General features: G+C 61.7%; 13 protein-coding genes. 3 read left to right on the forward strand and 10 right to left on the reverse strand.

Annotation, left to right across the window (positions count from 1 at the left end):
- Positions 1 to 103 precede the first annotated feature (103 nt).
- Entirely contained in the window at positions 104 to 4,795 is a 4,692-nt protein-coding gene (locus PSH66_RS16785; RefSeq protein WP_305427260.1) for a hypothetical protein, read from the forward strand.
- 157 nt (positions 4,796 to 4,952) lie between these two features.
- The gene (locus PSH66_RS16790; protein ID WP_305427261.1) at positions 4,953 to 5,390 is read left to right on the forward strand and encodes a hypothetical protein; all 438 of its coding nucleotides are present in this window, start codon (positions 4,953 to 4,955) and stop codon (positions 5,388 to 5,390) included.
- Positions 5,391 to 5,450: 60 nt separating this feature from the next.
- Here the strand turns inward: PSH66_RS16790 and PSH66_RS16795 are convergent, their stop codons facing one another.
- Together PSH66_RS16795 and PSH66_RS16800 are read right to left on the reverse strand one after the other, a co-directional pair.
- Complete coding sequence (locus PSH66_RS16795) at positions 5,451 to 7,826, reverse strand: RND family transporter (RefSeq protein WP_003174345.1); 2,376 nt, start codon at positions 7,824 to 7,826, stop codon at positions 5,451 to 5,453.
- 15 nt (positions 7,827 to 7,841) lie between these two features.
- A complete protein-coding gene (locus PSH66_RS16800) occupies positions 7,842 to 8,882 on the reverse strand; it encodes a YCF48-related protein (protein WP_305429622.1) in 1,041 nt (346 codons plus the stop codon).
- Between the two features lie 307 nt (positions 8,883 to 9,189).
- Between PSH66_RS16800 and PSH66_RS16805 the strand changes: the two genes are divergently transcribed.
- The gene (locus PSH66_RS16805; RefSeq protein ID WP_003174347.1) at positions 9,190 to 10,305 is read left to right on the forward strand and encodes a Gfo/Idh/MocA family protein; all 1,116 of its coding nucleotides are present in this window, start codon (positions 9,190 to 9,192) and stop codon (positions 10,303 to 10,305) included.
- A gap of 116 nt (positions 10,306 to 10,421) precedes the next feature.
- On the opposite strand, the gene PSH66_RS16810 is transcribed toward PSH66_RS16805, so the two are convergent.
- From PSH66_RS16810 to praA, 8 genes are all read right to left on the reverse strand, one after another.
- The gene (locus PSH66_RS16810) at positions 10,422 to 12,125 is read right to left on the reverse strand and encodes an AMP-binding protein (RefSeq protein ID WP_305427262.1); all 1,704 of its coding nucleotides are present in this window, start codon (positions 12,123 to 12,125) and stop codon (positions 10,422 to 10,424) included.
- Positions 12,126 to 12,156: 31 nt separating this feature from the next.
- Positions 12,157 to 13,455: an acetyl-CoA C-acetyltransferase gene (locus tag PSH66_RS16815; RefSeq protein ID WP_305427263.1), complete on the reverse strand. Its 1,299-nt coding sequence runs from the start codon at positions 13,453 to 13,455 to the stop codon at positions 12,157 to 12,159.
- Positions 13,452 to 14,342 (reverse strand): MaoC/PaaZ C-terminal domain-containing protein, encoded by an 891-nt coding sequence (locus PSH66_RS16820; RefSeq protein ID WP_141064020.1) that lies wholly within the window; start codon positions 14,340 to 14,342, stop codon positions 13,452 to 13,454. Before PSH66_RS16820 ends, PSH66_RS16815 begins: the two co-directional genes overlap by 4 nt.
- A gap of 4 nt (positions 14,343 to 14,346) precedes the next feature.
- A complete protein-coding gene (locus PSH66_RS16825) occupies positions 14,347 to 15,690 on the reverse strand; it encodes a 3-oxoacyl-ACP reductase (RefSeq protein ID WP_141063991.1) in 1,344 nt (447 codons plus the stop codon).
- A gap of 67 nt (positions 15,691 to 15,757) precedes the next feature.
- Complete coding sequence (locus PSH66_RS16830; protein WP_305427264.1) at positions 15,758 to 18,283, reverse strand: acyl-CoA dehydrogenase; 2,526 nt, start codon at positions 18,281 to 18,283, stop codon at positions 15,758 to 15,760.
- Between the two features lie 230 nt (positions 18,284 to 18,513).
- Complete coding sequence (locus PSH66_RS16835; RefSeq protein ID WP_305427265.1) at positions 18,514 to 19,968, reverse strand: outer membrane protein transport protein; 1,455 nt, start codon at positions 19,966 to 19,968, stop codon at positions 18,514 to 18,516.
- Between the two features lie 131 nt (positions 19,969 to 20,099).
- On the reverse strand, positions 20,100 to 20,594 hold the full coding sequence (gene praB / locus PSH66_RS16840; protein ID WP_003174354.1) for an alkane oxidation protein activator PraB: 495 nt from the start codon (positions 20,592 to 20,594) through the stop codon (positions 20,100 to 20,102).
- A gap of 132 nt (positions 20,595 to 20,726) precedes the next feature.
- Positions 20,727 to 21,221 carry an alkane oxidation protein activator PraA gene (gene praA, locus PSH66_RS16845; protein ID WP_003174355.1) on the reverse strand — a complete coding sequence of 165 codons (495 nt, stop codon included), beginning with the start codon at positions 21,219 to 21,221 and terminating at the stop codon, positions 20,727 to 20,729.
- Positions 21,222 to 21,226: the final 5 nt, after the last annotated feature.

The raw sequence follows: 21,226 nt of genomic DNA on the forward strand, positions 1-21,226 counted from the left end.
CTGTCGCTTGAGGTATTTGAATACCCCTCCTCCCACGCCAACCCGGCGTTAAGTAATCGGGCATCGCATCGATGCCCACTGACTGCACAGAAGAGACCTCAAGATGCCATCCTCTAACCTTTCCACCCCGACCGTGGCGCAAACGGTCAGCGCCCAATTCACCAGGCGTCCCACGTTCGAGTCCGTCGTGCAGCGCACGCTGGCGGCGGCGATCAACGAACGTTATCCGGGCCTGACGCTGGACTGGCCCACGCTTCAACTCGCCATGCCGATTGCCGGCCGCGCCTGGCAGTTCGAACCCTTCCTGCCAAAAGTACTCGACTACCTGGCATCCGGCCTGCCTGTGGACTTCAACGAGGTGGACACCCTTGCACCATACCTCACCCAACACACACCGACGCCGATCAAAACACCCGCCGGCCATCGGCTGGACATGCAAGTGATCGACACCCTGGTGCGCGAGCTGCCTTGGTCAGTGCCCATCGGCCTGCAAAATGCGCTCAGCGACTATTGGAACCCCACCCCTGAAGACCCCACCAACCGCTGGCACTGGCTCAGTGATACCCTGCGTGACACCCTGCAATTGGCAGCCCTCAAGCAACCGGGTTTGACTGAGGCCGAGCGTGACACCCTGCAGCAGGTGATCACCTGCCCCACCCATGGGCAGCGGGTGCAACGCTATGGTGAGGCGGCGACCTTCGCCTACACCCTGGAAACCAGCCTGCACAATGGCGACGACCAGGACAATGTGCTGCTAAGTCCGCGACTGCTGCTGGTGCGCAAGCTCGATAGCGACGTGGTTGTGTTGTTGTGCCGGCCCGATGGAAGAACCGAGTCGTTCACATCGATCGACGCACTCGGCCAATACTGGGGCGAGTACACCGCCAACCAATACGCCATCAGCGCCATGACCTGGAAGCGCTATGAAGTTCAGAACAATGCCTTCGACCAGCAGGCGGCGTTGATCCTGAATCGGCAGTTGCAGCAGATCGGAGCACTGCGCCTGCCCAGCTACGCAGGATTAAGCACCCTGCGGGCGCTGTACTGCGAAATCAGCGACCCTGCGCATTATTTTCTCGACGCCAGGCCAGTCGACCCAACAATTGCCAGCGCATTGCGCGCAAAACTGCCAGGCTGGCTGCAACAGGCAACCGCCGACCAGCGTACGGCCTATCGTCAATACAGCCTCGGCCTGGCCAGCAGTACCCTGCTCAACCAGGGCCGGACCTTTCTCAGCGATGTCACTGATCTCCATGCGTTTACCGTCAACGCCTTGTCCCAAGCCCTTGAAAACACCGCAAAGGCCAGCGGTGCCGAGGTAGCTCCCGAGTCCTGGCACCCCGATAAGGTGCAACTGACCTTCACCCACTACATCGGCGCGATCGGTGCCGTGGGCATCCCGGCCATCCAGCATATGAGCCTGACGGAACTGGCGATCAAAAACCTGGTGGGCCAGCCCAACGGGACATTGACGTTGGCACACACAGCCGGCCTCTCGCTGCCCGCCTGGTTGACGTCGGACTACATAACGCGCACCGATGGGCTGATTGAGACGGTCGATATCGGCAAGACCTACCCCGATTACCTGAACAAACAATTGCTGGTCCAATCCACGCAGTCCACGAAGCGCTTGCGGATGTTTTCCGAGCAACTGCGCAACCAATTACCGCTGCTGGCGCTGGAACTGCACCTGAAGCACGAAGCGGCGATCACGGCCCTCGGCGCACGTTACGTCGCGGCGCTGGTCCAGGCCGACGCAGAGGCGCGCCAGGTCGACGGCAACAGGGTGGTCATTCGCAGCCTCGCCCTGCTGCGCAAACCGCAAGCCCAGCCGGACGTGGTCGCCAATATGTTCATCATTGAAGCCCTGGACAATACCCGGGGCCCGCATGTGCTCTACCGGCCGCTGTACGCTGATTCATTGCGCGAATTCGCAACACGCCAGGACGTGTTGAACGCCATCGCCCAACCGGGCCCGTTGCAAACCAGTGTGCTGACCTGGCTGCCCGATGCGGCGCGGCCGATCTATGCCAACGGCGGTTTCCTGGAACCGCATTATGTGCGCTTCGGCCTGGGTGACGAATTTGCGCCACTCACGGCGACCCCGCCGCCAGCCGAGTTAGCGAACGACGGCGCCAGCCACGAATTGCTGCACTACCTGCTGAACGGACGGCTGTTCGAGTACCTCTATGGCAGCAACGCCAGTACCTTGGTCGGCCAGGCACGCAGTGAAACGGTCTCCAACCGCAGCAGCCGTTGGGCGATGTTCCTGGAAACCGGCGGCGTCCTGTTCTCGAGCTTATTGATGCCGCTGTTGCGCGGGCCGGCACTGTTAACGGCCTGGCTCGTGACACTGGCGTCAAGTCTTCAGGAAGACCTGCCGACGCTGGAGAGCAGTGACCCGATAGCACGGGAGCTGGCAGGTGCCGATTTACTGATTAACCTGGCGGGGGTGCTGAGTGACGTAGTGGCAGTGACGGCGCTGGCTACCGCCCTGCCCGCCCGACTCAAAGAACAGGTACTGCGCCCACCGGCCCCACGACTGTTGCCGGAGCAGTGGCCGCGCCCCAAGGCGCCGCGGGTGAGCGAAGGCGCCGTGGTCATGGCCGATCAAAGCCCAGGAGAACGAAGCCTGGTGCTGGACCTGAGTTTCTCCAGCGTGCGCAATCGCCTGTCGGCCGAACAAACGAGAAAGCTGTTGCGCTTGAGTGTGCCGCGCCCGTCACCGCTGCCGACGCCCGTACTCACGGGCCCCCGCCGAGGCCTGTATGTGATTGACGGAGCCTGGCATGTCTTGATCGATGAACACCTCTACCGGCTCAGCCCGTTGGCGGACGACAGCTTCGTCATCATCAACCCTTTCGATGCCAGTCAGCACGGGCCTTACGTAAGAGCCGATGCTCAGGGCCGCTGGTCGGTGGACCTCAACCTGCGCCTGCGCGGTGGCATGCCGCCCAAGCGCATCGCGGCCGAACGTCAACGCAAGGCACAGCGAAAGCTGCAGTTGCAGGACCAGTTTCAGGACTTCGTGTCCCAGCAAGTCCCCCTGCAAAAAGCCGCTGATATCGCGCAAAACGTGATGGAAAAGTCTGAACAGGACCCACGCTTTACCTCACACCAACAGGCTAGCCATCGCAAACAGTTCGATACCGCCCTGCAGCGCCAGACAGCCCAGTTCCAAGCGATTTTGCAGAGCATGAACGAGCGCATTGAATACGGCATTCCACTGCGCACCGAGACCGTCCTGGCGTTGATGGAAAACACCGTCAACAATGCGCGCAAATCTGTCGTGATCGCCGAGAAAGACCGCGCGCAGCTCTACCTCGACAACAACCGATTCACCACCAGCGAGTTACACCTGCCTCAAATCGTGATGAAGGAATACACAGCCTACCTAGCCTTTATCAAAGAGCTGAGTGAGATCAACGAGCGTGCCCTGGCCAGCCTTGAGCTTAAGGACCGCCAACTGGGGGCCCTCTACAACAGGGGCGCCGAAGGCGTGAAGGTGGTTGAGCGTCTGACCGCCGACCGCCCGGAGGCTGAAATCACTTACTTTGGCGTGGCCGGGCTGCAATTGATGACCCTGCGCGCGCTGAGCGTGAAAGAGGCGAGCGTCAGTCTTCTAGAGGGGCTGGAAGCCATCATTGATCCCTTGAGGGTACAGATACGCTCACACTCGGCGCTCAGGGAGCTTGAACTCGGCCCTGGCGATCTGCGCGACGCCCTGGCGAGCTTGGTCGAGCACTACGGTCAAGCCTTGGACGGCTTGCAAGGCATTCGCGAGGTCAATGCCGAAGAGCTGGAGAATATTTACTTCGACAAAATGTTCACGCTGCTCGAATCGCTCTACGCCGATGTCAGCCAGCAACTGGCCAGCGAAGTCAAACCCACCCCGCAGTCGCACAAGCGCACGCCAAAAATCACTAAACCGGTCAGCGGCCGGCCACGCAAAAAACTCATCAAGACGCGCAGCGGCGCCGTATTGATCGGCGATGTGAAGCCTGCCGATACAAGTTCTCCGATTGAATTCGTGGAAATGCGCGCTGAAGACAGCCAGCAACTGATCGTTACGTATTCGCAGAACGGAGAGGTATGGGACAAAGTGCACTTCGTCACCCCGGCAACCTCACAACCGCCCGTCACGTCACGACCGCTGAACGTGATCAAGGGTGAGGCACGCAAACTTTTCGGACTGCTGGAGGAGCATCTCAAGCGCAGTGAGCGTTACCAGAAGTTGTGCCGCTATCCGCAGGAAATCGAGGAGCTGATGACCCATGATGCGAACCGCCTCGACACTGTCGCCGGGGAGCTGGACAGGGCGATTCAGGCGCAGCCGGCCACGTCCCGACTATTGGCCGATCAGACCCTGGTAGAAGACATGCGCCAAGGTGTAGAGCGCCTCAAACGCAAGGGCCGTGAATTGCGCACGGCGTTGAGCCTGGCACTGCCCCCCACCCACGGCAACCTGCAGTTTTTGTTCGATCAAAAGTTGATACAAGTCGCCGGCCTGGGCAAGCGCATCCAGCTGACAGGCGCGCGTAAAGACTTCATCCAGGAGTACGCGATCAACGACCGACGCGGTTACCCGCTGTGGTATGCGCACTTTCACTACGCCACCGCGCAAACGCCCAAGGCCGACTACGGCGTGGCGCACCTGAAGACCGTCGCCCAGCGCAAACTAAGCTATTACTCCCTGCTGGACATGGCACACAGCCCACAGGCCGTAGTGGACGTGCATCGCGGCATGCTCGGTAAAAACCTGGCCGAGCGCTGGTTCCTGCCATTGGCGACCTGACCGGGGCGGCGGTGGCCGGCTCGCGTCGGCCACCCGTGCAGGTCAGATCCGGAAACGAATAGCCGGACCTACGCTAATCAACGCGTCCAGGGTATTTCGCGCAGAGGTTGAAACAGCTGATAACGCATTTCGCACATTGGCCTTGCGACCAGTCGCTATGTTTCGCCTCAGCGTTATGTCCGTTCACGCCAAGGAGGCGTCCGCCAATACCGAACGAACCATCCTGTTTCAGAAAAAGAAACTCAGCGATCCACAGCGCCGGGATACCGTCAACCCCCTGGGCTGGAACGATATGCTGCAAGATCAGGCCGACAAGCTTGAGCAGATCGCCCGGCAAACCGAAGCCAGCCATGGTAACGGCCAGAAGCCACCGAACTGGTCGCCCAATGGCGTGCCAGCGCCAGCGAGCTACAGAAGGCGCGCCAGCATTGCGCCGACGGCTACCAGGTGCTGCCGCCCAAACCGGAAAATCCCGTCCCAACGCACCAAGACCCGGAAAGACTTGATCCGGGAAGCCAACAATCAGGGGGTAGAGCAAATCACCCGCTCGCGGATCGCGCCGCCCTTGGATGACAAGCTGTTTCTGAAGTTATAAACGCGAAGCCGGTTGAGGGGCAACTGCCCTCAACCGGCCAGGTGGTGGGATAACGCGAGTTTAGTGAGCGAACAGCGAATTGCCCTTCTGCCCCGCCAATTTCTCGGGTTTGATCAGGAACCGCGCCAGCGCCGGCAGCAGCCACAGCGCGCCGAACATGTTCCACAAGAGCATGAAGGTGAGCATCAGGCCCATGTCGGCCTGGAACTTGATCGCCGAGAAGATCCAGGTGCACACGCCAATGGCCAGGCACAGGCCGGTGAACAGCACGGCTTTACCGGTGGATTTGAGCGTCTGGTAATACGCTTCCTGCAAGGGCAGGCCCGCGCGCAGGAAGCTTTCCAGGCGGCTATAGATGTAGATGCCGTAGTCCACGCCAATGCCCACGCCCAGCGCCACCACCGGCAAGGTCGCCACCTTGACGCCAATGCCCATGAACGCCATCAGCGCGTTGCCCAGTACCGAAGTCAGCACCAGCGGCAGCACGATGCACAGGGTCGCGGCCCAGGAGCGGAAGGTGATCATGCACATGGTCGCCACGCAGAGGTACACCAGGATCAGGATGGTCAGTTCCGATTCCTTGATCACCTCGTTGGTGGCCGCTTCGATCCCGGCATTACCCGCGGCGAGGATGAATTCCAGGCCGTCCTTGTTGTTCTCCCTGGCGAAGTCCTGCACCGCATGCACCGCGCGGTCGAGGGTTTCGGCCTTGTGGTCGTTGAGGAACACCAGCACCGGCGCCAGGGAGCAATTGTTGTTGTACAGGCCGTCGGCACGGGCGATGGAGTTGTTCAGCACGTCGGGGTTACGCGACAGGGTTTCCCACTTCAGGTTGCCCTCGTTCATGCCCTTGATCATCTGCTTGGACACGGTCACCAGCGAGATCGCCGACTGGACGCCCTCGGTGTTCTGCATCTTCCACATCAACTGGTCGATCGGCGCCATGGCTTCATAGCGCGAGCAGCCCTCGGCCTTGGTCTTGACCATCACCACCAGTACGTCGGAGCTGGTGGAGTAGTTGCTGATGATGAAGTTGTTGTCTTTGTTGTAGCGCGAGTCCGGGCGCAGTTCCGGTGCGCCCTGGTCGAGGTCGCCGATCTTGAGGTTCTGGCTGTACCAGAGACCGCCGCCAAACGCGACCAGTGCCAGCAGGACCGAGACCGGTGCCACTTTGGCGCTGGCGAATTTGGACAGCAGGCGCCAGAACGGATGGTCGCGGTGCGCGTCTTTCTTGCTCCTGGCGATGGCGCGGTGGCTGATGCCGGCATAGGAAATCGCCACCGGCAGCAGGATCAGGTTGGTGAACACGATCACGGCCACGCCGATGGACGCACCGATGGCCAGTTCACGGATCACACCGATGTCGATGATCAGCAGGGTAATGAAGCCCACCGCATCCGCGAGGATCGCGATCATCCCCGGCAGGAACAGTTGGCGGAAGGTACGCCGTGCCGCAGTGAGTGCGTTGTCTGCCTCGCTGGATTGCAGGGCGATGCCGTTGATCTTCTGCACGCCGTGGGAAATACCGATGGCGAAGATCAGGAACGGCACCAGCATCGAGTACGGGTCCAGCCCGAAGCCGAAGAAGTGCATCAGCCCGAGTTGCCAGACCACCGCCACCAGCGTCGTGCTCAACACCGCGACGGTGCTGCGCAGGCAGTTGGTGAACCACAGCAGCAGCACCAGGGTGATGACAAATGCGATGCCGAAGAACAACACCACCATCACCAGGCCGTCGATCAGGTCGCCGACCTTCTTGGCAAAGCCGACGATGTGGATCTTGACGTTGGGGTTCTGCGCTTCGAACTTGTCGCGGATCTTGTCTTCGAGCTCATGGGAGAACTTGCGATAGTCCAGGGCCAGCAACTTGCCCTGGTCCTGCGGGTCCGGGTAGGCCTCCAGCAGCGGGATATCGACGATGCTCGACTTGAAATCGTTGGACACTAGACGCCCGACCTGGCCGGACTTGAGCACGTTGTTGCGCAGTTGGTCGAGGCTCTGCGCCGAGCCGTTGTAGCTTTGCGGGATGACTTCGCCCCCGGCAAAACCCTCTTCGGTCACTTCGGTCCAGCGTACGCTGGGGCTCCACAGCGACTTGAGGCCCGAGCGGTCGACGCCGGAGATGTAGAACACCTCGTCGTTGATCTGGCGCAGGGTCTCCATGTAGTCCTTGGTGAAGATGTCACCGTCCTTGGCCTCCACCGAAATGCGCACGGTGTTGCCCAGGTTCGCCAGGTCGTTGCGATGCTCCATCATCTTTTCGATGAAGGGGTGCTTGAGGGGGATCATCTTTTCAAAGCTGGTGGACGGGCGAATCAAGGTCGCCTGCCAGAACAGGAAAATGCTCACCAACAGGCAGATGATGATCACTGCCGGGCGGTTGTTGAAGATCAGGCGCTCAAGAAAGGTCGCTTTATCGTTGTGATGACTGCTCATGCTTTCCCCGCCTTTTTATTGTTTTGTCGGTTCAGCGCCGGCTGGCGTGGCAACACGCACACCGCCCTGCCCCGCGAGGATCAAGTTTCCATTACCCGCCGCCGTGACCGCCGACAGCGAAATGCGATCCGGGCGATTGAAGACGCTGAAGGTCTGGCCGTCGTCGTGGCTCACCACCACGCTGCCGCCGTTGCCGACCACCACGATGGAACCATCCTCCAGCAAGGCCGCGCCCGACAAACCGAACTCCAGGGCACCCCGCGCGGCGTTCAATTGGACCTGCTCCCAGGTGCCGCCGAAATCCGTGGAACGGTAAAGGTTGCCGCGCAAGCCATAGGCCAGAAGCGTTCGCGCCTGCGCGGTGCCGATCACGCCAAACAGCGAGCCCTCGTAGGGGCCTTCGAGTTTTTCCCAGGTCTGGCCGTCGTCGCTGGAGCGGAACATGCTGCCCTGCTCGCCGACGATGAACAGGCCGGCGTCCTTGATCTGGGCGATGGCATTGAGGTGGTATTGGTCTTCGTTGTCGAGGCGGTCGCTGACGTCGGCCCAGGTCTGGCCGCCGTCGGTGGTTTCGATCAGCGCACCGTAGGCGCCGACGGCCAGGCCGTGGCGGGTGTCGTTGAACCACACATCGAGCAACGGCGCTTCGCGCTTGAGGTCCTGGTATTGCTGGGTCCAGGTGGCGCCGCCATCGGTACTGGCGAGGATTTGCGCATCATGGCCCACGGCCCAACCATGTTGTTCATCGGCAAAAAATACCGCGGTGAGCAACTGCCGGGTCGGCACTTTGGCCTGGACCCAGGTGGCGCCCTGGTCGTCGGAATAGAGGATATGCCCGCGATCACCGACCGCCACCAGGCGCTTGCCGGCATGCACCACGTCGATCATCAGGCCTTTGGCGGCCTTGGGGGATTCAATCGCAAACACTGCGGCGGCGGGGGTATCGCCGGCGGCGTGGACGGCGGTCGGCACCGCGACGGCGCCAAACAGCGAGAGCGCTGTGGCCAGCAACGCGACCCTGCGTGCGGCGCGTGGGCGGCAAACAACCCAACCCATGACAGGCTCACTCATAGACCTTTCTCCTATTTATTATTGTTAGGTCTTGCCTTGCGGGGCGCCGAAACCTGCAATCTAGAGCGCCTGAAGGAAGCAGGGGCCATCCTATCGGGCTTTGGAATCGTCTGACAATCAGCGCTACGTTATCTTTTGTTAACTGACGGCTTTTGGCCATGTGGTGAATATAGCCGCATTCGCCAGGCTGATTGCCGAGCGAGGAATGAATTTTTATTCCATCTATTGAATTTAGAGAATTTTTATTCCATTAATACGCACTCTGAAAACAATAATCCAAAGGACCACGGCAATGCGTGAACTCGGAATCGGCTTGATCGGCACAGGCTTCATGGGCCGAGCCCATGCCCTGGCATTCAACAATGCGCGGGCGGTATTCGAGCTGCCGGTACAGCTCAAGCTGGCCGCCCTGGCCGATGCCGACACCGAGCGCGCCCAGCGCTGCGCCACCGCCTGGGGTTTTGCCCAGGCCCATGGCGACTGGCAAGCGTTGATCAACGATCCCAAGGTCGATGTCGTGGCCATTACCACCCCCAACCACTTGCATTACCCCATGGCCATGGCGGCCATCGCGGCGGGCAAGGCGGTGTATTGCGAAAAGCCCCTGGCCGTGAGCCTCGAACAGGCCGACGCCATGCGCCGCGCCGCCAGCGCCGCCGGTGTCGTCACGCGGGTGGGATACAACTACCAGCACAACCCGATGATCACACTGGCACGGCAGATGATCGCCAATGGCGAACTGGGCGACATCATCAGCTTCCAGGGCGAATTCAGCGAAGACTTCATGGCCGACCCTGCATCACCGTGGTCATGGCGCTGTGAAGTGGCGCACGCCGGCGGCGCCCTGGCGGACCTCGGCAGCCACTTGCTGTCGATGGCGCGGTATCTGGTCGGCGATGTGGTCAGCGTGTGCGCCGACTCCCACACCGTGCATGCCCTGCGCCCTGCGGTAAAAGGCAGCAACGACCTCAAGGCCATCGCCGTGGATGACCAGGTGCATGCGCTGCTGCGTTTCGCCAACGGCGCGCGCGGTACGGTGAGCAGCAGTTGGCTCAAGCAGGGCTACAAGAATCACCTGAGTTTTGAGATCAGCGGGACCAAAGGCACGCTGGCCTTTGATCAGGAACGCTTGAATGAACTGCGCCTGTGCCGTGTCGGCCAGGACGGTTTCCAGCGTTTGCTCGCCGGCCCGGCCCTGCCCGGTTATGCAGCGTTCAGCCCGGCGGCGGGGCATCAGTTGGGCTACAACGAGTTGAAAACGCTGGAGGTGCAGGAGCTGATCATGGCCTTGGCCGGGCAAGGGGCGGATGGTACTGATTTTGAGGCGGCGTGGGAGGTGGAGCGGTTGGCGACGGCAATTCGCGTGGCGGCCCAGGAAGAACGCTGGGTCAACGTGAACTCGGTTTGAAGCACAATGCAACCCCCTGTGAGAGGAGCTGCATTGTTTCTGCCTTGGCTTCTTAGAACCGACCGATTCTTAAGTCAATCGCCCCTCCCACATTTGATCACCGACATACCTTTAAATCAGCGCAAGGCTCGGCGCAGTACTTTGCCCACGGTGGTCTTGGGCAGCTCAGTGCTGCGAAACTCCACATACCTGGGCACCTTGTAGCCAGTGAGGTATTCCCGGCAGTGGGCGAGGATCTGCTCCTGGGTCAGGCTCGGGTCCTTGCGCACCACGATGATCTTGACCTTCTCCCCGGTCACCCCATCCTCGACGCCAATCGCCGCCACTTCGCTTACACCTGGGTGCAGCGCCACCACGTCTTCGATTTCATTGGGGTACACATTGAAACCCGAGACCAGGATCATGTCTTTCTTGCGGTCCACCAGGCGGATGTACCCGCGTTCGTCCATCACGCCAATGTCTCCGGTGGACAACCACCCCTCGGCATCCAGCACTTCGGCGGTCGCTTCCGGGCGTTGCCAGTAGCCTTGCATGACCTGCGGGCCGCGCACTTGCAGTTCGCCCTGCTCGCCGATATCGGCCAGCTCGCCGTCTTCGCGCATAAAGCGCACCCAGGTCGACGGCAGCGGCACACCGATGCTGCCGGTGAAGTCCATCTCGCGCATGCGTGAAATATCGATGGGGCTGATGCTCACCACCGGCGAGCACTCAGTGAGGCCATAACCTTCGATAATCGGCAGCCCGGTGACTTGCTTCCAGCGTTTGGCCACCGCCGTGTGCGTGGCCATGCCGCCGGCGATCACCAGGCGCAGGTCGGAAAAGTCCCGCGCACAGAACGCCGCGTTTTCCAGCAAACCGTTGAACAGCGTATTGACCCCCGCGATGCCGTTGAAGCGCTCCTTGCGCAGGATCATCTGCACCCGCTTCACGTCCCGCGGGTTGGCGATCAGGATGTTGCGCCCGCCCAGGCACATGAACATCAGGCAATTCACCGTCAGCGAGAAGATGTGGTACAGCGGCAGCAAGGTAACGTTGGTTTCCTGTTTGTCCTGGTTCAACTGATCACCGACCCAGGCCTTGGCTTGCAGCAGGTTGGCGATGATATTGCGGTGGCTGAGCATCACGCCCTTGGCATCGCCCGTGGTGCCGCCGGTGTATTGCAGGAAGGCCAGGTCATCAAGGGCCAGGCTCACCGGCACGTGGTTCAGCGCCCGTCCGTGTTTCAAGGTCTGGTTGAAACGCACCGATCCCGGCAGGTTGAACGCCGGCACCTGCTTTTGCACGCGACGCAGGATGAAGTTCATCGCGGCGCCTTTGAAGCTGCCGAGCAAATCACCGATGGCCGCCACCACCACACGCTTGACGCTGCTGCCGACGATGACCTTTTCCAGGGTGTGGGCGAAGTTCTCGAAGATCACCACCGTTTCGGCGCCGCTGTCCTTGAGCAAGTGCTTGAGTTCATGGGCGGTGTACAACGGGTTGACGTTGACCACCACGGCACCCACCAGAATCGTGCCGAGCAGGCAGATCGGATACTGCAAGCAATTGGGCATCATCAGCGCCACACGGTCGCCAGGCTTCACGCCTTGGCCCTGCAGCCAGGCGGCGAACGCGATGCCCTGTACCTGCCAGTCGGCGTAGGTCATTTCGGTGCCGATGCTGACGTAGGCTACGCGCTCGCGGAATTTCTCCAGGTGCTCCAGGAACACTTCGCGCAACGACGGGTAGTTCTCGATAGCGGCATCGATGTCTGCCGGGACGCCGGGCAGGTAAGCGTTCAACCACACCCGTTCGGTGTGTTCCAGGCTGATAGCGTTCATGGCAGTCTCCTTGTTGTTGTTTTGGTTGGCGCTATTTTTCGACGATGGCGGTAATGCCCAGCCCGCCCGCCGCGCAGATCGAGATCAACCCGCGACCACCGCCGTTTTCATCAATGGTCTTGGCCAGCGCCGCCAGTTGCCGGCCACCGGTGGCGGCGAACGGATGGCCGCAGCCGAGCGAACCGCCGTTGACGTTCATTTTGGCGCGGTCGATGGCGCCCAGCGGCGCGTCCAGGCCCAGGCGTTCGCGGCAGTAATCGGGGTCTTCCCAGGCTTTGAGGGTGCACAGCACCTGGGCGGCGAAAGCCTCATGTATCTCGAAGAAATCGAAGTCGGCAAAGCTCAGGCCCTCGCGCTTGAGCATGCGCGGCACGGCGTAGGCCGGGGCCATCAGCAGGCCCTCGCTGCCGTCGACGAAATTCACCGCCGCCGTCTCGCCGGTACGCAGGTAGGCCAGCATCGGCCAGCCATTGGCGGCGGCCCATTCCTCACTGGCCAGCAGCACCACCGAGGCGCCGTCGGTGAGCGGCGTGGAATTGCCCGCCGTCAGGGTGCCGTTGCGCCGGTCGTAGGCGGGTGACAAACCGGCGAGTTTTTCCAGGCTGGCATCGGCGCGCAGGTTGTTGTCGCGCGCCAGGCCACGATGAGGACTGATCAGGTCATCGAAAAAACCGCGTTGGTAGGCCGCCTCCAGGCGTTGGTGGCTGACGAGGGTCAGTTCATCCTGGGCCAGGCGCTTGATCTGCCAGCGCTGGGCCATGGCTTCGCAGTGCTCGCCCATCGACAAACCGGTGCGCGGCTCGCCATTGCGCGGCAGCAGCGGCTTGAAGAACATTGACGGGCGCACCTTGAGCAAGTGCTTCAATTTGTCCCCCAGGCCCTTGGCGCGGTTGGCCGCGAGCAAGGTGTGGCGCAGGGATTCGTTAATGCCGATGGGCGCATCGGAGGTGGTGTCGGCGCCGCCGGCGATGCCCACCTCGATCTGGCCGAGGGCGATTTTATTCGCCACCAGCAACGCGGCTTCCAGGCCTGTGCCGCAGGCCTGTTGCACATCGTAGGCCGGGGTTTCGGGAGACAGGGTGGTCGACAGCAGCGATTCGCGCGCCAGGTTGAAGTCCCGCGAATGCTTGATCACCGCGCCGGCGGCGAACTCGCCCAGGCGCTGGCCGTGCAGGTTGTAGCGGTCCACCAGGCCCTGCAGCGCGGCCACCAGCAGGTCCTGATTGCTGTCGTGGGCATAGACGGTATTGGAGCGTGCAAAAGGAATGCGGTTGCCGCCAATGATCGCCACACGGCGGGTGGCGGCCGGGTTGAAGCTGTAGTCACTCATTTAACGCTCTCTTTCCAAATGAACAGCCCGCGCATATGGGGTTTGTCGCCGGCAAAATTACGCACTTCGAACTCACGGCGCGGGCCGGGCATGGGGTGACTCCAGAGGGCGACCTGGCCGGGCAGGAAGATCGGCAACTTGAAGTCGCAATGGGCCTCGGCCTGGTCCAAACCGCCCGGCGGTTGCCGGGCGGCAAGCGCGCGACCCAGGGTCCACATGCCGTGGGCGATGGCGCGGCGAAAACCAAAGATCTTCGCGCCGATCATTGAGGTGTGAATCGGGTTGAAATCTCCGGAAACCTTGGCAAACCGTCGGCCCAGATCGGCCGGCAGCATCCAGCGTTGGGTACGTATCAGGCCCTCTTCCTGCAACGGCAACCCCGCGTCCCAAGGCTCGCCGACCGGGTTTTCGACATCCCGGCGCAGGTACAGGCTGTCGCTTTCCCATACCAGAGTGCCCGCACCATAAGCCCGCGTGGCGATGCTCAGCGCCTGGCCCTTGGGGTGGGCGACCCAGCGTTCGCAATACACCTCCAGGCGCAGCGCCTGGCCCTCCTGCAAGCGCTGGTACTGCCGAATGCGGTTGGCCAGGTGCACCATGCCGCTGGCCGGGTACGGAAAACCCGGCCGTGTCAGCAGCATCAGGTGCAACGGGAACGCCAGCACGTGGGGATACGACAGCGGCACGCCCTGCTCGCGCCGGAATCCGCAGGCCCGGCCATACGCGGCGATGTCGGCAGCGGACAGTTCCACCGCCGAGCGCACCAGGCGCTCCCTGGGCAGCGTCGGCGCGCCGTCGAGCTTGGGTTTGCGCAGCGCGCGCAAGCCGTCCAGCAGCAGGCGCGTGCGTGAGGGCGGCGGATCGATGATCTGCGTCACATAGTCCATGGCGTCAGGCTCCCAGCAGACTTTGGCCGCATACGCGCACCACCTGGCCATTGAGCCCGCCCGAGGCCGGGTGGGCCAGCCAGGCGATGGTCTCGGCCACATCGATGGGCTGGCCGCCCTGACTCATCGAGTTCATGCGCCGCCCCGCTTCGCGAATCATCAGCGGGATCTTCGCGGTCATCTGGGTCTCGATAAATCCCGGCGCCACGGCATTTACCGTCACCTGTTGCGCCGCCGCACGCGGGGCCAATGCCTGCACCAGACCGATCACCCCGGCCTTGGAAGTGGCGTAGTTGCTTTGCCCAAGGTTGCCGGCGATGCCGGAAATCGACGATACGCACACAATGCGCCCGCCAGGGTTCACGCCCTGGTTTTCCAGCAGCGCATGGCTCAGTTGCAACGGCGCTTGCAGGTTGACCGCCAGCACACTGCGCCAGGCGGCTTCGGGCATTTTGGCGATGGTCTTGTCACGGGTGATACCGGCGTTGTGCACCACCACATCGAACGCGCCATATTGGCCGACATGGGCCAGCAGCAATGCGGCGGCATCCGCCGCGGTGATGTCCAGCGGCAACGCCGAGCCGCCGACGCTCGCGGCGGCCTGTTGCAGCGCATCCTGGGCCTGGGGCACATCCACGCACACCACATGGGCACCGTCGCGCGCCAATACCTGGGCGATGGCCAGGCCAATGCCACGGGACGCACCGGTGACCAACGCACGGCGGCCGGCGAAGGGGGCGTCCCAGTTGACGGCGGTGTGGCCGTCCACGGTTTTTTCCAGGCGCACCACTTGCCCCGACACATAGGCCGAGCGGCGCGACAGGAAGAAACGCAGGCTGCTGTCCAACGCGTCTTCGGCACCCGGTGCCACGTAGAGCAGTTGCACGGTGATCGCTCGGCGCAGTTCCTTGGCCAGCGAACGCACCAGGCCTTCCAGGGCGCGTTGGGCGATGGCCTGCGGCACGTCCCGGCAGTGTTCCGGCGCGGTGCCGAGTACCACCACGCGCGCATGCTGGCCGAGGCGCTTGGCGTTGGCGTGAAAGAATTCGTACAGCGCGTCCAGCTGTTGCACGTCGCTGACGTCCGTGGCATCGAACACCGCGCCCTGCACCTTGACCGTCGAGGGTGCCTGCAACGTCGCCGGGGTGGCGACGACGGTGTCGGTGGCGCTGAAAATGCGCTGCACCTCGCCGGTCAGGCGCCCTGCCCCGGCGATGATCACCGGGTTGGCCAACGCTTGCTGGCCGCTGCGGTGGCGTTGCAGCGGCAAGGGTTGCGGCAAGCCGACGGCCTGGGCCAGGCGACGGCCCCAGGGAGAATTGACGAATGAAAGGTAACTGTCACTCATAGGTAGTTCCACTCACAACACTGTGTTGGCCTTGTAAACCCGATCCCACACTGACCGCGTTCCTTCTCTAATTTACCGGGGCATTTTCGCCCTGGCTGGTACGCCGCTTGGCGACCGGTTCCAACGCCTGCTTGCGCTGCTGCAATGCCTCCAGCAAGCCAAAGTCCTGCGCAAAGTCGTCCACCTGGATCGCGTGGTCGGCGTATTGCACGTAGCGTGCGAGCAATGCCTCGTCTTCATCGCTGATCAGGTCCAGCGCCCGTGCCTTGACACGCCAGGCGGTAAACGCCGTGGTGGAGATCGGCAACGGATCGATCAGGCCCTGCTTGATGGCGGGCTTGAGCCGGGCGTCGATCAACTCGACTTGCGGCAACAAACGGAAACCCAGCTCGCCGTAAGCCAATTTGTCGATTTCCGGACGTGGGATGTAGGAATCGGCCAGCAACCGGTCGCGGGTTTCGCCCGGTATCTGCACCACCTCGGCCACCCGTGCCAGCAAATGATCCGAGGGTTTGCGCAGCGGGATGCCGAACGGAAAGGTCAGGCCGCGCACCACGCTCGCTGCAGCTTTGGAGGGATAGTTATCGAGCACTTCGGCGAGGGCTTCATGGGCACGCAGCAAAGCATCCTGCGCCGACCAGTGCACCAGCGGCAGGTCGGCCTGGGGCCGGCCGTCATCCTCGAAGCGCTTGAGTACGCAGGACAGGATGTACAACTGCGACAGCATATCGCCCAGGCGCCCGGTGATACTCTCCTTGCGCTTGAGGGCCGCGCCCAGCACGCCCATGGAAATATCCGAAAGCAGCGCCAGCACTACCGACAGCCGATTGGCCTGGCGGTAGTAGGACGCCAGCGCCGGGTCAGTCTTGGCCGGGACGGAAATCAGCCGTCCACCGGTCAGCGCGTGCACCACTGCCCGTACGGTGTTGGCCAGCGCAAAGCTCACATGGCCGAACATTGCGCTGTCGAAGTCTTCCAGCGCCTTGCGTCGGTCCGGGTTGCGCGCCGCTTCCATCTCGCGGAACACATAGGGATGGCAGCGAATCAGGCCCTGGCCAAAGATGATCAGGCAACGGGTCATGATGTTCGCGCCCTCCACCGTAATGGCGATGGGGCTTTGTTGGTAGGCACGGGCCAGGAAGTTGTTCGGGCCCATGCAGATGCCTTTGCCGGCCACGATGTCCATGCCGTCATTGACGATGATCCGCGCGCGCTCGGTGACGTGGTACTTGGCAATCGCCGAGATCACCGACGGTTTTTCACCGGCATCCAGGGAGGCCACCGAGACCTTGCGCACCGCGTCGCACGCATATAAGTGCCCGGCCATGCGCGCCAGCGGCGCCTGTACCCCTTCGAACTTGCCGATGGGCAGGCCGAACTGCTTGCGCATCGCCGCATAAGCGCTGGTGCCGCGCACTGCGACTTTGCCCAGGCCGACGTTGGCCGATGGCAGGGAGATCGCGCGACCGGCGGCCAGGCATTCCATCAGCATGCGCCAGCCCTTGCCGACCTGTTCGCGGCCGCCGATCACCCACTCCAGAGGGATAAACACGTCCTTGCCGGTGGTCGGACCGTTCTGGAACACCGCGTTGAGTGGCCAGTGGCGGCGGCCGCTGTTCACACCGGGATGGGACGTTGGGATCAAGGCGCAGGTAATACCCAGCGAGCCTGGCGCGCCGAGCAAACCGTCAGGGTCTTCGGCGCGAAACGCCAGGCCGAGCACGGTCGCGATGGGCCCAAGGGTGATGTAGCGCTTGTCCCAGGTCACACGGAAACCCAAGACCTCCTCACCCTCGTGGGTGCCTTTACACACGATGCCCAGGTCGGGAATCGCCCCGGCATCCGAGCCGGCATACGGGCTGGTCAGGGCAAAACACGGAATATCTTCGCCACGGGCCAGGCGCGGCAGGTAGTAGTTGCGCTGGGCGTCGGTGCCGTAATGCAGCAGCAATTCGGCCGGGCCCAGGGAGTTGGGCACCATCACCGAAATCGCCGCCGCCGAGCAGCGCGTCGACAGCTTCATCACCACCTGCGAATGCGCGTAGTGGGAGAAGCCTTTGCCGCCGTACTGCTTGGGAATGATCATGCCCAGCAAGCCTGCGTCCTTGGTGTACTGCCAGGCCTCGGGAGACATGTCCTGCCAGACCTGGGTCGTTTCCCAGTCGTTGGCGATGTCGCACAGGGTTTCCACTTCATTGTCGAGGAACGCTTGTTCCTCGGCGCTCAGGCTCGCCGGCGCGGCGCGCAGCAGGCGCTGCCAGTCGGGCTTGCCGCTGAACAACTCGGCATCCCACCACACGGTGCCGGACTCGATGGCCGCGCGTTCCGTCTCGGACATTGCCGGCATGATCGTACGAAACAGCCCCAAAGCCTTGCTGGTCAACAGGGTGCGGCGCAGGGGTTTGATTGTCATCAACACGGCGGGCACCACCACCAGCACGGCCGCAACGGCGATGCCGACACCCGCGACCACGTTGAACAGATAACCGATTGCCAGCCAGACCAGGCCGACGCCCAGCCACAGCGCCGCGCGCGCCTGTCGATACGCCAGGGCAATCGCTGCTGCAAAGCCCACCAATAACCAGATAATCATGGGGATACCTCTATTCGATTCAGGGTACGGCCAATACGCGGAACGCTCGTGGTGAACGGCGGCGTAAAACCACACTACAAACTGCGTAACACAAATTCAAATTTTGTTTTGAAATTTTTATTTAATGCTGGGGCGAAAAAATAGCGGCTGAACGGGTCAGCCTTGGTTCCATCGACACGTACCAGCGGGTAAAGGCATCAAGATGCGCTTGATGCCCTCCCCATCAGCGATCAGAACGCGTAGGTGGCCGACAGGCTGACGACGTCACCCGACGACTCGGCCTTGCCATTGAGGCTGGCACCGCCGAGTCGATCCACGTTCTGCGTCTTGAGCTTGACCTCTTGCACGAACTGGTGGGAATAGGCCAGGTCAACACTCAGCCCCTTGATTGCCTTCACGTCGTAACCCGCCCCCAGGGACAGGAATGTGCGGTCGCCATCCGGGATCCGTGGGTCGCGGGTCGAATTGCGCGTCGGCGTCTGGTCCAGGGCGACACCCGCGCGCAAGGTCAACTCATCGGTCACGCGGTAGTCACCGCCGAGGGAGTACATCCAGGTGTCCTTGTAGTTGTAGGGAATGGACACAATGGTATTGCCGCCGGATTTGAGCGTCAGGTCTTTAAATGATGACCACTGCGTCCAGGTCACGCTGGCGCCCAGGGTGAAACGGTCGTTGAACTGGTGCACCCAGTCCAGGCCGGCCGTGGCGGGAATATCCAGTTGGACACTGGCATGTGCGCCGTCCGGGGCCAATTCCAAGCCTGGGTAGGCGGTATTCACCAAGGTGCCGCTGCCACCAAACGGGCTGGGCTGGGTCATGAGGTTGTAGGAAAACTGATCGGCGTACATGTTGTATTTGCCGGTCATTTTGTTCTTGATCTTGGCGTGGTAGTTCAAGCCAAGGGTGTCTTGCTCAGTGGGCTTCCACACGATACCGGTAAACCAGCCGGCCGAAATATTGTCGACTTTGACGCGCATCAGCGCGTCGCCGACATCCGATGGAAAATTGATCCCGCCCAGCTCTGAATCGGACACTGCGGCGGCAGACAACAAATCGACGTTCTGGCTGACGAAGCCCTTGCTGTGCTGCACGATCACGCCACCACCAATGGAAAACTGATCGTTGACCTTGAACGACAGGGAGCCGGTCAAACCTACCGTTTCGATTTTGGTGTCCACGGCAAAGTCGCGCAGTTTCGAATCCTGATCCCAGGTGGAACGCATGCCTTGGGGAACGACCTGGCTCAAGCCGAAGGCGAACCGATCGCCCAGGGGCATCACCATAAAGCCCGTCGGCAACCAGGCAGTAAACCCACCTTGCCCACCGTCGTTGTTATTGACCGTGGTCGCCGCAACATCGGGAAAACCATTGGCGTCCAATGGCGTATTGGAAATCGGGTTGCCTGCATAATCGGAGGCGTCGCCCTTGTACTTGATTTTGATACGCGCGTAATCGACGGTAAATTGCGCAACATTGTGATCGACAAAGGCCATGGCCGCCGGGTTGTTGTATGCCGAGCTGGGGTCGTTCTTGAACAGCGAACCACCGCCGAATGCCCTTCCCCACCCTGGCGCGCCGTAGGTAGGAGTGGAAAAGCCGCCGGCGTGAGCGGGCGTGGTCACCATCGCCCCGCCTATCAACGCCAGCCCCAGCAAAACCTGCACCTGTTGTTTCTTATTATTCATGCGGCACTCCTTAGTGTTATCTCTCTGAGCCAGCCCTGCCGGTTCATCTGGCGGCCCGCGACTCATGAACTGGCGCCTGCGACAGGCGCCAGTTTTCAACGGGTGATCAACCCTTCGTCCTCACGCGCACTTCAAGGCACGATAGTCAGCGCTGGGCTTGGGGTAACGCTCAGGCTCACCACGGTGCAACTGCCGCTCAGAGCCTGGTTGCTCGCAGTCAACACGCCGCCGCTGTAACCCACGGCGATGGTCGACGGACCGCAATTGGAGGCTGGATACAGAATCGAGCTGGCGATGGTGTAGCCGACGTTAGTCACCGAGCCCACAGCCGCGCCAGTGGCGGTCAAGGTCCATGGCAAACCGGTGATTTTTGGCAGCGCGCACAGGCCACCACCCGTGACCGCCACGCCAGTGATCTTGGCCACACCGGTCGCATCGACATTCCCGGTAAACGTAGCACCGCAGTTAACGGTGGCCTGGAAGGAAGAAGGTGATTTCACCGAGATCGTGCCTGGCGCGGTGAAGCTGGTATTCACTGGAGAGATGCTGTACGCGTTCGCCATGGAAGCCGCACCCATGCAAACAGTCAAAGCAGTCAACGACACGAGAGTTTTAAAGCTTTTCATTGTTTTTCCTCACATGTAATGGCGAGTCATTCGCCGGGGGTAATGGCCATGAACGAGAGGTCACGGTGAAACTGCAGAACTTCCCTTTCCAGCCAAATCTCAATTCAATTACCGCTGCACACATGGCGTGCGTTATTCGACAACTTTAAAAGTCGGCGGCATCTTGATCGACACCGTCTTGATCTTGCAGTCTTCGCCAATCGGTACATTGGCCGCTTCCAACTTGCCGGTGGCGTTGTCCCAGGTGCCATCGGCCGTCGAGGGCCCGCATTTACCACCGAGACCGAAGGCATGAACATCCACGCTGATCTTCGACATGGAGCCGCTTTTCGTATCCTTGGCGACCAGTACCCACGGCAAGTTGATGGCTTCGACCCGGCTGCACTTGAGGCCGCCGTCAAATTCAACTTTTTCGACATTCACCGAAGAGCCATCAGCCGCAACATTGCCCGCCACCTTGATGGTGCAATCGGCGCTGATCAGCGCGCCCTTGGAAAAACTGATGGGCCCCTGGGCCGTAAAGGCGCTGCCGGCCGGTTCGATGCGGGCGGCCTGGGCCTGGTGATAGGCAACCAGGCCCAGTGCGGCCAGCACGATATGGGCAGTGAACTTGGCGGGTGTGTGCATGGTGT

Source organism: Pseudomonas sp. FP597 (genome assembly GCF_030687435.1).
Taxonomy (GTDB): domain Bacteria; phylum Pseudomonadota; class Gammaproteobacteria; order Pseudomonadales; family Pseudomonadaceae; genus Aquipseudomonas; species Aquipseudomonas lactucae.